We start from the raw sequence: 13589 nt of genomic DNA, 5'->3' as shown, positions 1-13589 counted from the left end.
TAAGTAAAAAACAGAAAATTGAGCACAACTTGTGCTTTATTTGTTTATATTTGCTGCCGTGCAGTGGTACACCAAACAAAATAAAACAATAATGCTTATGGAACCAGCGATTAATTTATATTCTTCCAATGAAAAGAGTGAACTCATACGGGAGAACTCACAAGAAATACTTTCTGTCCTTGCAGCTCATCAAATAGCTTTGTGGGAATATGATATCATTACGGGCAAATGCTCCTTTTCAAACGATTATTTTTTTACACTGGGATTAAAGGATGCCGGGATCATTTTTGAAGATATAGATGATTTCTATCGGTTTATTCATCCGGAAGATATTGAATTCTATAAACAAGCCTTTGCAGAAATGCTTTCATCAGACTCTAAGACCTCACAAATTAGAGTTCGTTGTATAAGTGAACAAGGGAAAGTAATTTGGCTGGAAGATCATTTTCTGTCTTACAAAGAGAGTTGCGAAAGTCATCCGGGTAAACTGCTGGCATATACGGTGAACGTCACTTCACAATGCGAAAAGGAGCAACATATCAAATATCTGGAAGAGTATAATCGCAAAATAATTGAAGCATTGCCGGAATTCATTTTTATTTTTGATGATAATTTCTTTATTACCGATGTCCTGATGGCACCGGGAACGATATTGCTTCACCCTGTGGAAGTGCTACGCGGAGCAGATGGACGATCTATTTATTCACCGGAGGTTAGCGACTTGTTTATTTGTAACATTAGGGAATGTTTGCGTGATGGTAAGTTGAAGGAAATAGAATATCCGCTTGAAGTGGATGGAAGTCTGCATTATTTTCAGGCACGTATCGCCCCCTTTGAAGGAAACAGGGTACTTGCCTTGATACATGACATCGGAGACCGGATTCAGCGTTCGCAGGAATTGATCGAAGCTAAACGTCGTGCGGAAGATGCTGATAAAATGAAGTCGGTCTTTTTAGCTAATATGAGCCATGAAATTCGTACTCCGTTGAATGCTATTGTTGGTTTTTCGGAGATTATCGCAGTGACAGAAAGTGAAGAAGAGAAAATGGAGTATCTGGAAATTATTCAGAAAAACAGTAACTTGTTATTACAGTTAATCAATGATATTTTAGACCTTTCCCGTATTGAATCCGGCAAATCGGAAATGCATTTCCAGCAGGTTGAGATTGCAGGACTAGTGGAAGAAGTGGAAAAAGTGCACCAGCTGAAGATGAAGTCGAATGTAGAATTGAAAGTGATTCGTCCCGAAGGAGATACTGGACTTCTACTGATCGTAACCGTGTGATGCAGGTATTGTTCAATTTCTTGTCGAACGCGATTAAAAATACGGAAAAGGGAAGTATAACTTTAGGCTTGAAACATGAAGGACCTGGCTGAAACTGTATGTCAGCGATACGGGTTGCGGTATATCCAAAGAGAAACTCCCTCAAATTTTCACCCGGTTTGAGAAACTGAATGATTTTGTGCAAGGCACCGGATTAGGGCTTTCAATTTGTAAAAGCATTGTAGAACGACTGGGCGGCCGTATCGAGGTAACTTCAGAATTGGGGCAGGGGAGTACGTTTGCACTCTATTTGCCTTATCAGGAAGTACCGAAAGAAGTTGCTGAAAGAAGCCTCTCACATAAGAAGAACGTCGATGAGGATAAACGTAAAAAGATATTGGTGGTAGAAGACATTGAGTCGAACTTTGTCCAACTTAATATTCTTCTGAATAAGGAATATATTATTTCATGGGTACGCAACGGACAGGAAGCCATCAATAGTTTTATCCGCGAAAAGCCGGATTTGATTCTGATGGATATTCGTATGCCGATCATGGACGGTATTCAAGCCACTGAAAAGATCCGTACTATTTCTCTGACTGTGCCTATTATTGCAGTGACCGCGTATGCTTTCTATACTGAACAGCAACAGGCTATTCAGGCAGGATGCAACGCTGTTATCTCAAAGCCCTATTCTTTGGAAAGGTTGAAAGAGACAATAGAATCTTATATCGGATAATTAATTTTCTAAAAGAGAACTAACATTCTGAATGTTGTAGTGTTATTTATTATATAGTAGTAACATTATAATATATTAGAATATGGAGAAAGTAAAAAAGATAGTCCTTATCGGGGCAAGCGGCTTTGTGGGATCTGCCTTCTGAATGAAGCATTGAATCGTGATCTCGAGGTTACGGCAGTAGTTCGTCATCCGGAAAAGATAAAGATAGAGAATGAAAATCTGAAAGTGGTGAAAGCCGATGTCTCCGCGCTTGATGAAGTGACTGCCGTTTGTAAAGGTGCAGATGCGGTTATTAGTGCATTCAATCCGGGATGGAATAATCCTGATATATACGATGAAACAATCAAAGTTTATCTGACCATTATTGATGGAGTGAAGAAAGCGGGTGTTAATCGCTTTTTGATGGTGGGCGGTGCCGGTTCTTTGTTTATCGCTCCGGGCTTGCGTCTGATGGATTCCGGTGAGGTACCCGAAAATATATTGCCGGGAGTGAAAGCTCTAGGAGAGTTTTATCTGAACTTTTTAAAGAAAGAAAAGGAAATAGACTGGGTATTTTTCTCTCCGGCAGCGGATATGCGTCCGGGAGTACGTACAGGACGTTATCGGTTGGGAAAAGATGATATGATTGTAGATATTGTAGGAAACAGCCATATCTCTGTTGAAGATTATGCCGCCGCCATGATTGATGAACTGGAATATCCGAAACACCACCAGGAGAGATTTACGATTGGTTATTAATAAAAAAACAATGGCTTGAATCCACACATATTATCAGTGAAAGATTCAAGCCATTATACATTCTTTTAATTGCAATTTTATTCTTTCGATTACAATTTAATCCTCCTGAATATAGATTTATATCCTGTCAAGTACTGTCTTAATTAGCGTATCGATTGTATTCTTATATCCGGTGTTGGCCTCTTTGATAAGTCGGTTGGCTATCACCATGCAGACGGTCATTGCCTTGTGTCCCATCAACCGGCTAAGTCCTGCCAAAGCCGAACTTTCCATTTCGAAGTTGGTAATTTTGTAACCTTTATATTCGAACGCTTCAATCTTATCATTCTGTTTCGGGTCTGCTAACGGGATACGAAGTTCACGTCCTTGAGGACCGAAGAAACCTCCGGCAGCGATTGTCACTCCACGTACCATGTCGTCTTTGGCGATCCGGTCAATCAATTCTTCATTGGCATCAATGACGTAAGGAGCAGGAGCGCACATATTTCCCGACCAACCCATGTGATTGAGGAAAGCACGTTCGAAAGGCAAATCGCATACGGCATTACGTCCGGCATAGAAATTCAGTAACCCGTCGAAACCGATGGACTTTTGCGAACATACAAAAGTTCCGACAGGCGTATTGGGTTGTAGGCCGCCACATGTGCCGATACGCACTAATTCCAGTTGGCGGAACTGATCCTTTTCTTCACGGGTGACAAAGTCGATATTGGCGAGTGCATCTAATTCATTCATTACGATGTCGATGTTATCGCAACCGATTCCTGTAGAGACTACCGTAATCCGTTTACCTTTGTAAGTACCCGTGATGGTTTTGAATTCGCGGCTTTCCACTTCACATTCTTTGTTTTCGAAATGAGAAGCTACGAGTGCTACACGTCCGGGGTCACCTACTAGGATTACTTTATCTGCCAACCATTCGGGTTTTACGTGAAGATGGAATACTGAACCGTCTTCATTGATTATCAATTCAGAGGATGGAAAGTACTTTTTCATGTCATTGAAAGGTTTTAGTTTTATAATAGGATTGTATCTATAAATAGAAACGCCGGAACCGGATTTAAGTTCAGAAGAAGTCTCTTTCTTTTTCCATAGAAAAGGAGAGAACGTCTTGCGACTGAAATGAAATCGGATTCCAGCGTTTGTGAACGATTATTTGCTCAATGGCTGATTGCCAGCATTGCCTGTTGTCGGCTTGGCGATATTCTCACGCATGGAAGTATCAGCTTCGATATTCTTCATGCGATAATAATCCATGATGCCTAAGTTTCCACTGCGGAAAGCTTCAGCCATTGCTTTAGGAACTTCAGCTTCTGCTTCGATCACTTTGGCACGAGCTTCCTGTGCTTTTGCTTTCATTTCCTGTTCGGAAGCTACTGCCATAGCACGGCGCTCTTCAGCTTTTGCCTGTGCAATATTCTTATCTGCATTAGCCTGATCGATTTGCAGAGCCGCACCGATGTTCTTACCTATGTCGATGTCCGCAATATCAATAGACAGAATCTCGAAAGCAGTTCCTGCGTCCAGACCTTTACGAAGTACAAGTTTAGAGATAGAATCCGGATTCTCCAATACCGATTTATGGTTTTCAGAAGAACCGATAGACGAAACGATACCTTCACCTACACGGGCAAGGATCGTATCTTCACCTGCACCACCGACCAGCTGGCGGATATTGGCACGTACTGTAACACGAGCCTTAGCTATCAACTGGATACCGTCTTTCGCAACAGCCGTTACAGGAGGAGTATCAATCACTTTCGGGTTTACAGACATCTGTACAGCTTCGAATACGTCACGTCCTGCCAGGTCGATAGCAGTAGCCATCTGGAAAGGCAATTCGATGTTGGCTTTCGATGCCGATACTAAGGCGTGAACTACCTTTTCTACGTGTCCGCCAGCCAGATAATGGGCTTCCAGTTCGTCGCGGGTGATATTTTTCAGACCGGCTTTGTGGGCTTCGATCATTCCCGGAACGATGATATACGGCGGAACGTTACGTATACGCATTAAGAATAGTTGTATCAGCGAGATGTTAACTCCCGAAACTTTAGCCGACAACCAAAGGAAGAACGGCACGTAATGGAAAAATATTATCAAGAAGATAATACCTCCGGCTATCAGAAAGATAGGCAAGTAGAAAGATGATTCCATTGATGTTTTTATTAAGTGAATATTATTCTTTGTGTTTCTCAACCATGATTGTACCGTCGGTGATCCGGCTTACGATTATCGGAGTCTTCTCATTGAGGAACCCGTCTATTGACTTTACCTCTACAATTTTTCCGTTAATCTCGGCATAACCGATTTGTGCCAGGCGGGTAGTACTGATTCCTATATCACCCACTTTGACGCTATCTTCTGCGCTACGGTCTACTTTTGAATCGATATCTTTTTTCAACGCCAGTTTGTCCAGCATTTTCGATCGCATAAACCAAATCAGTGATCCGATACAGGCAACCGCTGATATGCCAAGAGTGACAAATCCTCCTGCCATACCTAAATTGGTGAATGCATAGTAGTTGGCATACAGGATGCAAACCAATGCAGAAATTCCGGCCAGACTAATGCCCGGGATGACGAACAGTTCTACCAGAAACAGTATGACTGCGGCAATAATGAGAACGGCGATAATGAGTATATCCATAGTTCAGAGTTATTATTTATTTTGTTTTTTCTGCATTACGTACATTCACTTCGAGAGCATCGAGTTCTTCGGACATTTGCAGTATCCGCTTTTCGAGGTCGAGAATGGCAGGAGCCATTTTGGCTTTTCCCTGTTGGTTGGCACCGGCATATTGTTGACGAAGGCCGTTCAGCTTTTCTTCTTGTTGATAATAGTCTTTTTCCATCTGCTGATAGCGTTGGAAAAGTGTCTTGGCTTTTGCGGATTTAAAGTCGCTCATCAGATAGTAAGTCGTATGGTCGTCAATGACAAACTCAAAGTCCATGGCACGGCGTTCTTTGGGCTTATGACTGATAGCAGCTTTCAATCGTTGCAGTGCTTCGGTAACCGCTTGTTTATCCTTCCAGGTTTCTTTCAGCGAATGAATCTGTGCCAGACGAATGATCTCTTGCTGCTCCATTGCTTCATAATTATAAGTCTGTTTGGAAGTGTTAGGGATGAATACATAAATACATATCTTCCTTCCGGTTGGAAACGGTCGGAAGCAAACCATCCGAGGTTGTTGTATTCATCGATGACGTACATATAATCGTTGTACGGCGAGTTGAACGGCATACCCACATTTTCCGGAACAAGATAAGTGTCGGTATTCGTGTTGTAGCGAGTGACAAAAATATCATAGCCACCCAATCCCTCGCCATCGCTGGCGTAATAAACGGTGACTCCATCCGATAGAACAAACGGATAATTCGCATTCCCGGAAGCATTGATACTACCCGGTAACGGACGTCCGTCACTCCATTCATTCAACAACTTGTTCTTTGAAAAGATATCAAGATTACCTTTCTCGCCCTTTTCGCTATAATAAATTTTATTTCCGATTTCTGTTTCATAAACAGTTCCCGGATGATCTCCTTCTGTCTTGAAGAATTCATTGAAAGTAAACAGTTTGCCCGATTCTTCGCTGATCTTGTAAGCGTTCAGGAAAGTTGCTTTGTCCACAACGAAACTGTCGATGATACATACTTCCTCAACCCCCTTCAACATACGAAGGTCAGATTTGCTTTTCTCCAGAAGTTTCTCCGCTTCTTCCGTCGGTTTCTTGCGTTTACTTAAGTCTGCGATGTATTCTTCAAAGCAGTTCACTGCGTCTTCAAAGCGGTACGTCTCATTATATGCTTGTCCCAAATAGAGTTGTCCACCGGTGATACGTTTCTTTACCGCTATTTCAAGAGGTTTCACCGCCTCTTCCGCCTCTCCGGTTTTCAGGCAACATACGCCATACCAATAATTATAATTCCCGTTCGACGGTTGTGATTTAGTATACTTCTTAAAAACTGGTTTGGCTTGTTCGTACTCACCTTTGGTAAATAAGGTGCGTGCCTGTTCCAACGTTTGTGCAGAGACTTCGCAAAGGAAGAGGCTGCAAATTAAAAATAGAATATATTTTCCTTTCATCGTTTTGAGCGTTTATGAGTGACGGGTAGATTGAAAACATCGCTGCTTTCGGGCACCGGTCCATTTATCAATTGTTCAAAAGTACAAATTTATTAGAAATAAACCCTTTTTCAGTGATTCTATTATGTTAATTCTTCTTTAAATCATTCTTTTCGCTTACTTTTGCAGCCGATTTTTAAAGATATGACACAATTTACGGAAGAAGAGAAAACCATTCGCCGCATTGAACGGCGGTTTAGCAAAGGAGTGGTGCAATATGGATTGATAGAAGAAGGAGACAAAATCCTTATCGGACTATCGGGAGGAAAAGATTCGTTGGCGCTTGTGGAACTGTTGGGGAGACGCGCACGTATCTATAAACCTCGCTTTTCTGTCGTTGCCGTCCATGTAGTGATGAAGAATATTCCTTATCAGAGTGATACGGAATATTTGAAAGCGCACTGTGAGACGTATGGAGTTCCCTTTGTGCAGTATGAGACAGCTTTTGATCCTGCTACCGACACACGTAAATCTCCCTGCTTCCTCTGTTCATGGAACCGTCGGAAAGCCCTGTTCACAGTTGCCAAGGAACACGGATGCAATAAAATCGCTCTCGGTCACCATATGGATGATATTTTGGAAACTTTATTGATGAATATCACTTATCAGGGAGCTTTCAGTACAATGCCGCCCCGGTTGATGATGAAGAAGTTTGATATGACAATTATTCGTCCGATGTGTCTGGTCCATGAAGCTGATTTGGTAGAATTGGCAGCTTTGCGTCATTATCAGAAGCAAGTGAAGAATTGTCCTTATGAATCGCAGTCCAGCCGGAGTGATATGAAAGGAATTTTACGGCAGTTGGAAGCGATGAACCCGGAAGCTCGTTATAGCCTTTGGAGCAGTATGACTAATGTACAGGAGGAATTATTACCAGATAAAATAGATTAATTTGAATAGATTGTTATGAAAGGATTCTATACCATTTTGTTACTGATTGTATCTAATGTCTTTATGACATTTGCTTGGTACGGACATTTAAAGATGAAACAGGAGTACAGTTGGTTCGCAGCTCTTCCGCTGATTGGTGTGATTGCGTTCAGCTGGGCGATCGCCTTTTTTGAATATTCCTGTCAGATACCGGCCAATCGCATTGGCTTTATAGGCAATGGAGGCCCGTTTTCATTGATGCAACTAAAAGTCATTCAAGAGGTAATAACACTTGTTATTTTTACAGTGTTCACTACCATCTTCTTTAAAGGTGAGGCTTTACATTGGAATCATCTGGCTGCATTTATTTGTCTGATTGCAGCAGTGTATTTCGTGTTTATGAAATAGATATTTGCCAATTGAATAGAGGTTCTGTTTTACTCAAGTAGAACCTCTGTTTGTATAATATATATATTACGGAGTAGTTATGTATTTTTTCATTCCCTCCGTATAATAAGTCTTGAACTCTCCATTTTCTCCACTATAAATAAAGTAGGCGTCAATCGTTGTATCCGCTTTGCAGAAAGCTTCCGCTTCTTCCAGTCCCATCACCATGAAGGCGGTGGCAAGGGCGTCGGCAGTCATACAGTCTTTGGCGATTACCGTAGAGGACAAGATATTGTGTTGTACCGGATAGCCAGTTCTAGGGTCAATCGTATGGGCGTATTTCTTCCCATCCTTATAATAATAATTGCGATAGTTTCCGGAAGTAGCCAAGCCTAAATCTGTTATCTCAAGAATTGTCTGTAAGTCTTGGTTTACGGCCAGTGAATCGTCGATGGGCTTATTGATTCCAATGCGCCATAAGCCTTTGGAAGGATTTTTCCCTTTCACTACCACCTCGCCGCCTATATCTACCATATAGTTTTTTATTCCCTTACGGTCGAGCAGTTGTGCAATTACGTCTACCGAATACCCTTTGGCCACGGCACTACAACTTAACATAGTACGAGGATCCTGTTTGATAACTTTGCCGTTATCCATTTTCACTTTTTCATATCCGGTGATTTGTAACAGACTGTCTATCATTAATGAATCAGGAAAAGCACCTTTTTTGAAACCGAATCCCCAAGCATTGGCAAGAGGGGCTACTGTAATGTCGAAAGCACCCTTTGTCTCGCGGGAAATTTCCATCGAGCGATGGAAGCATTTCTGGAAAAACTATCAGTCACCAGCTCTTCATTGCGGTTGACGCGACTGATAACAGAACTGTCATTGAATGGCGATAAAGATTGGTCGAAGCGTTTTAGTTCAGCTTCTATTTCCGGTTTTAAGTCACCGTCATGCTGATAAGTAATTTTATATACTGTCCCAAACACCAAACCTTTGACACTGTAATAGCCAACTTGTTGATTATGTCTGACTAATATCCAGATAGTTGCCAAAATCAGGAAAGCCAGCCAAAGGAAACTTTTTTTTGTTTTCATACGCTCTTCTATTTGATGAGAAAACTCGTTTTATTGAAGAAATAAATGTTCAATTAATATCTTTAGTCCGATAATGACTAGAATGATACCTCCCCATAACTCTGCTTTCAGTTTCCGGGCGATGCCGCAGCCACATTGGATACCAAAGATCAGACCGATGAGTGACATGACAAATGAAACAAACCCGATGATGCTGATAGGAGGAAGGATTTCGGTATAGTCCTGAACTCCCAGAAAGGCAAAGGAAATGCCGATTGCCAATGCATCAATACTTGTGGCTATTGCCATAGTCAATACCACTTTCGGATTTGCCGGATTGAACAGTTTACAACATTCTTCTTCTTTGAAAGATTCTAAAATCATTCGTCCGCCTAAGAAGGCAAGGATCGCGAAAGCAATCCAATGGTCTACACTTTCTATAAGATGACTGAATGTCTTTGCACACATCCATCCGATAAATGGCATGATTGCCTGAAAAAAGCCGAAAGCAAAAGCCATGATTAGCATGGGTTTCCAACGGGTACGTTTCAAAATAATACCGCTTGCAATTGAGACAGCGAAACAATCCATCGCCAGACCTATTGCAAGCAGCCAAATCTCTAGTCCTGTCATTGTATTCTAAAGAGGCAATTTATAAATAAGGGAATAAGTGATTCCCATGTTATTTGATTTAAACTTTCCGTAACCGGGCACGTACCATGGGTCTCCATATTCTCCGGTAGATGCTTTGGTTTTGTATTTCATACGTACCGACCACCCCATGTTGAAGTTTTTGTAAATACGTACTTTGACGCCTAAAACGATTTCCAGCCATTGCACCGATCCTTTCATACCCAGATGGCTGAATGGCACACTTCCTCCCCAATAACCGTCTTCCAAACTGGGGTTACCTATTACATCTCCCCAGATAGGATCATCTGCCGGCATTGTGGAAACATCATATTTAAATGAACTGAATGCATAGCGAAGTCCTGCATACAAGTAGCTATTCTTCTCTTTTTTCTTTGCCATGGTGTTGTAGTCCACACCGATTCGGAAGAATGGGGCCATTTTGCTCTTATAGTGTATGCCTGTTTCGCTCCAGGTATCTGTTCCTCCCATACCAAACTCAATAGTAGGGATGAATTTATTCTTGAGGTTAACGGCTACGCTGACTTCAGAACTCATAAAGTCGCCTCCCAGCAGCTTGCTTCCAACGCCATATAAATCCACACCGACATACGTACCATTGTAGAGCGGAATGGTATCTATCTCGGCAACCTCTTTTTTCTTCTGATCTCTTTTGGGCGTTTGCGCCGGACGTTGCTGTTGTGCCAGCAACGGAAGCCCAATGCAAAAGAGCAGAAGCAGACTAATTAGTCGTTTCATCAGGTGTGCGTTCTGGCCGATAATTATAGAATATCTGCAAGTTCTCGATTTCATTTGTATTGGCTTCTTTATTTTTTATATGAAGAGAATCTATCTGGTCCGGCTGCCCGTTGCCATAGGGAGGAGGGTTACCCGGTCTTCCCGGTTTTCCAAATTTAGCGCTGATTATATTTTGTTTCATCATATAACCACATTCCATGGACTGGAAATAAGGAGTATTTTGTTGTACAATGTATAATGTGTCAAAATCTTTTTCTCTACGTTTGGGATCGTATCTGAATATGAACACAGTAGTGTCACTTGTGTATCGTAGTGGTAACATCAGGGTATGCACATTCTTTTCATTGTTCAGAATGATAGAGTCGGTGCCTAATGCTGTGATTGTTAATGAATCAAGCGTGTCTTTTAATGCAATAGTAGGGTTATCCGGATTAATGGTATATATTGTGCAGTACATCATCGGACGTCCTGCCAATGAGCAATCGTTCTCATCCGAGCAGGCACTGTGTAAGCTGACTGCACCGCCAATGATAGTCAATATGAGAAAGATACGAATTAAATTCTTCATAGTCAGTTTATTGAATGTGAATCAAATTTTCTTTTCTATCTGATAGTTATTCCGTTCCGGTGCATTGCGCGAGATGAGTTCGCCAAGGAATCCGGCTAAGAATAATTGCGTACCTATAATCATTGCCGTAAGTGACAAATAGAAATAGGGAGAGTCGGTCACCAGTCGGTAGGGGAGACCGTTGTACATGGCATATAGTTTACTGGCACCTACGATGATGACAGAAATCATTCCTATCAGAAACATCAATGATCCCAACAGTCCGAAGAAATGCATCGGCTTGATGCCGAATCTGGAGAGGAACCAAAGAGAGAGTAAATCCAGATACCCGTTTACGAAACGGTTCAGTCCGAATTTTGTTGTGCCGTATTTACGCGCCTGGTGGTGTACCACCTTTTCACCGATTTTCTTGAATCCGGCGTTCTTTGCCAAATAAGGTATATAACGATGCATCTCACCGTACACTTCGATATGTTTTACGACCTCTTTGCGATAGGCTTTCAATCCGCAGTTGAAGTCGTGCAGGTTTTTGATGCCTGATACTTTGCGGGCAGTAGCATTAAACAACTTGGTGGGCAGTGTTTTTGAAATAGGATCATATCTCTTTTGCTTCCAGCCGGATACCAGGTCGTAGCCATCCTTTGTAATCATCCGGTAAAGTTCGGGGATTTCGTCTGGGCTATCTTGTAGGTCCGCATCCATCGTTATGACTACGTTTCCTTCCGCTTCAGCGAATCCACAGTAGAGTGCAGGTGATTTACCGTAGTTACGGCGGAATTTGATACCTTTTACATGTTCCGATTGAGCTTTAAACTTTTCGATCACTTCCCATGAATGGTCGGTACTTCCATCGTTAACGAAAATCACTTCGAATGAGAATCCGTTGGCTTGCATTACCCGTTCTATCCAAGCATAGAGTTCGGGTAGTGACTCTTCTTCATTGAATAATGGGATTACAACTGATATATCCATTTTTTTATTACTAATTACTTACGAATTATAAATTACGATTGAGACACTCCGTCATTTTCCGGTTTGGCCTTTTTCATTACCATCAATGCGGTGGGAATGGCCAGGATACTTCCCCAAAATACATCCCATGACAATAGTTGCATGGTGATATTGATGGAAGTAAGTGAACGGGCGGTATCTATTGTTTCTTTTATAACTTCTTTGTTTTCTATCAGAGCCGGGGTGTTGGTCATCAGTTCGTCCCACAACTGGATGTAAGAGTTGATGATAAATCCATGATCGATGAATTGGAAATAGGCGTAGTGAGCCACAGCTACCAGCAGAGAAGCAAACATATACATAAATATGGTAAAGAGCATGGCATGTGAAAATTGGATACTTCCTCCGCAAATCTTATCCCGGTACATTTTCGCATAGTGATATCCGATGAAAGGTACGGACAATGTCAGGATTACAAATAAAAGCGAAAGGAAAGGTATGTGGAATCCCAGCGGAAATAATATGAACTTCAATATCCAGTAGATTCCCATATACGTGCCAAAATGCATGGCATATTTTTGTAAATAGCTTCTGTTCTCTGTCATCTTCATTTATAAATTGCGCACAAAGGTACAAATAATATCGGTTGGTAGGGGAAATCTGGTTGTTAAAGTTAATAAAGCAGAGGAAGTTGTTGTCTGAATATTTTTTTGCAATTTTAATTGCCTGAAATGTAGCCTGTTAGTCTTTTGTTAGTAAAAAAGTTGTCTGCAGCTATTGCAGAATACATAAAAATGTCTACCTTTGCAACCGCAAAACGGGTAAGTCCTATACGGCCAGCTCCCTTCGAATCCTCCAGGGCTTGATCGCAGCAAAGGTAGTTGGTTGTAGCGGCGCGATATAGATAGCTTACCCACCCGCCTCTTTAGCTCAGTTGGCCAGAGCACGTGATTTGTAATCTCGGGGTCGTTGGTTCGAATCCGACAAGAGGCTCAAAAAAGGATATATAACAAATCCAAGAAAAAAGCATTCAGGTATTAGTCTGGATGCTTTTTTATATATATTCGCATATTATCGAAATACACAGTTCCCTAATTGTTGTAATATCCCATTTTTAAGAAAAGCAAAGATTTACAGTTTCTTTTTGATTCATTATTGTTATTCATTCTTGTATATTATGCTCAGGATAGGATCTGAGTAAAAGCATCACATTGGATAAATGGCGTTGCAATATTCCATGAAGTTGCTTGATGATATTTATATTCCCGGAGAGAAAAAGGCTCAGTCTGAAACCTTGGGGGATTGCGTTAAAATTCTTATTTTTGCATCATGAAAACATCCTCTTCCCAAACGATTGATCCTGTTGCTTCTTTAAGCTTGTTCTTGCCTTCAGGAATCCTTGATTACTTTACCCTAGTCAATCATGTTTCTCAGGATACTTGCTTTATTCTTTATTTAGAGGAGAAAGCCACTATTCC

The 13589-nt window shown here is 41.5% G+C and carries 10 protein-coding genes, 1 tRNA gene and 4 pseudogenes; 5 read left to right on the top strand and 10 right to left on the bottom strand.

Annotation, left to right across the window (positions count from 1 at the left end; genetic code table 11):
• Positions 1 to 97: 97 nt before the first annotated feature.
• Together DXA05_RS06350 and DXA05_RS06345 are read left to right on the top strand one after the other, a co-directional pair.
• Positions 98 to 2003, top strand: a pseudogene (locus DXA05_RS06350) (ATP-binding protein).
• Between the two features lie 82 nt (positions 2004 to 2085).
• Positions 2086 to 2744, top strand: a pseudogene (locus DXA05_RS06345) (NAD(P)-dependent oxidoreductase).
• 117 nt (positions 2745 to 2861) lie between these two features.
• Here the strand turns inward: DXA05_RS06345 and DXA05_RS06340 are convergent.
• The 4 genes and pseudogenes from DXA05_RS06340 to DXA05_RS06325 all read right to left on the bottom strand — a co-directional run bounded on the left by DXA05_RS06340 (position 2862) and on the right by DXA05_RS06325 (position 6828).
• A complete protein-coding gene (locus DXA05_RS06340; RefSeq protein ID WP_004320316.1) occupies positions 2862 to 3740 on the bottom strand; it encodes a nucleoside phosphorylase in 879 nt (292 codons plus the stop codon).
• 156 nt (positions 3741 to 3896) lie between these two features.
• On the bottom strand, positions 3897 to 4898 hold the full coding sequence (floA, locus tag DXA05_RS06335; protein ID WP_004304885.1) for a flotillin-like protein FloA: 1002 nt from the start codon (positions 4896 to 4898) through the stop codon (positions 3897 to 3899).
• 22 nt (positions 4899 to 4920) lie between these two features.
• Entirely contained in the window at positions 4921 to 5391 is a 471-nt protein-coding gene (locus tag DXA05_RS06330; protein WP_004304887.1) for an NfeD family protein, read from the bottom strand.
• Positions 5392 to 5407: 16 nt separating this feature from the next.
• Positions 5408 to 6828 (bottom strand): annotated as a pseudogene (locus tag DXA05_RS06325) (tetratricopeptide repeat protein).
• 183 nt (positions 6829 to 7011) lie between these two features.
• On the opposite strand from DXA05_RS06325, the gene DXA05_RS06320 reads away from it, so the two are divergent.
• Entirely contained in the window at positions 7012 to 7758 is a 747-nt protein-coding gene (locus DXA05_RS06320) for an ATP-binding protein (protein WP_004304890.1), read from the top strand.
• 15 nt (positions 7759 to 7773) lie between these two features.
• Positions 7774 to 8145 (top strand): DMT family protein, encoded by a 372-nt coding sequence (locus DXA05_RS06315; RefSeq protein WP_004302024.1) that lies wholly within the window; start codon positions 7774 to 7776, stop codon positions 8143 to 8145.
• A gap of 66 nt (positions 8146 to 8211) precedes the next feature.
• On the opposite strand, the pseudogene DXA05_RS06310 reads toward DXA05_RS06315, so the two are convergent.
• From DXA05_RS06310 to DXA05_RS06285, 6 genes and pseudogenes are all read right to left on the bottom strand, one after another.
• A pseudogene (locus DXA05_RS06310) lies at positions 8212 to 9224 on the bottom strand (FAD:protein FMN transferase).
• A gap of 30 nt (positions 9225 to 9254) precedes the next feature.
• Positions 9255 to 9836: a manganese efflux pump MntP family protein gene (locus DXA05_RS06305; RefSeq protein WP_004302038.1), complete on the bottom strand. Its 582-nt coding sequence runs from the start codon at positions 9834 to 9836 to the stop codon at positions 9255 to 9257.
• A gap of 6 nt (positions 9837 to 9842) precedes the next feature.
• Positions 9843 to 10592 carry a DUF6048 family protein gene (locus DXA05_RS06300; protein WP_004309771.1) on the bottom strand — a complete coding sequence of 250 codons (750 nt, stop codon included), beginning with the start codon at positions 10590 to 10592 and terminating at the stop codon, positions 9843 to 9845.
• A complete protein-coding gene (locus tag DXA05_RS06295; protein ID WP_004309772.1) occupies positions 10576 to 11160 on the bottom strand; it encodes a DUF6452 family protein in 585 nt (194 codons plus the stop codon). The genes DXA05_RS06300 and DXA05_RS06295 overlap by 17 nt, the downstream gene beginning before the upstream one ends.
• Positions 11161 to 11181: 21 nt before the next feature.
• Positions 11182 to 12132 (bottom strand): glycosyltransferase family 2 protein, encoded by a 951-nt coding sequence (locus DXA05_RS06290; protein WP_004309773.1) that lies wholly within the window; start codon positions 12130 to 12132, stop codon positions 11182 to 11184.
• Positions 12133 to 12164: 32 nt separating this feature from the next.
• Positions 12165 to 12722 carry a DUF4199 domain-containing protein gene (locus DXA05_RS06285; protein ID WP_015532571.1) on the bottom strand — a complete coding sequence of 186 codons (558 nt, stop codon included), beginning with the start codon at positions 12720 to 12722 and terminating at the stop codon, positions 12165 to 12167.
• A gap of 308 nt (positions 12723 to 13030) precedes the next feature.
• Between DXA05_RS06285 and DXA05_RS06280 the strand changes: the two genes are divergently transcribed.
• Positions 13031 to 13104: transfer RNA gene (locus DXA05_RS06280), tRNA-Thr, on the top strand.
• Positions 13105 to 13589: the final 485 nt, after the last annotated feature.

It is taken from the genome of Bacteroides sp. AM54-2NS (assembly GCF_003602935.1).
GTDB lineage: Bacteria > Bacteroidota > Bacteroidia > Bacteroidales > Bacteroidaceae > Bacteroides > Bacteroides xylanisolvens.
Note: the sequence above shows the minus strand (reverse complement) of the source record. Positions and strands in the feature narration are given on the sequence as shown.